This window comes from Gilvimarinus gilvus (assembly GCF_030518155.1).
Lineage (GTDB): Bacteria > Pseudomonadota > Gammaproteobacteria > Pseudomonadales > Cellvibrionaceae > Gilvimarinus > Gilvimarinus gilvus.
Genome location: NZ_JAULRU010000640.1, coordinates 1 through 321, shown reverse-complemented (window position 1 = coordinate 321; position 321 = coordinate 1). Strand labels below are relative to the sequence as shown.

General features: G+C 50.2%; 1 pseudogene. It reads right to left on the bottom strand.

Features of this window, described 5'->3' with window-relative positions:
• Positions 1 to 312 (bottom strand): annotated as a pseudogene (locus tag QWI17_RS16595) (hypothetical protein); the annotation flags it as partial.
• Between the last annotated feature and the right edge of the window lie 9 nt (positions 313 to 321).

Here is a 321-nt window from a genome sequence, read left to right as displayed (position 1 = left end):
AAGTTCCTGTGGATTAAGGTCTGGTGCAGAAGAGACCTGTGTCTCTGGCACGCCCGCAGTGATTGATTCTGAGATAGAGTCGGTTTCGCAGTAGCGCCAGCCAAAGATCAGGTCCGGCGCCAAATGTTGAACTGGCTGTTGAGTCTGGATCAGCTCGAAGTACTTGTTGCCATCGTTAACCGCGCCGTAGAGCACAGCGCCGGTGAGTTTTTGGTCACGAAAAATAAGTTTGCGATAGACGCCATTGTTATTGTCCTGATAGACGATCGTTTTGCTTTCAGTGCTGTCCATGAATTCGCCCGCTGAAAACAGATCGATACC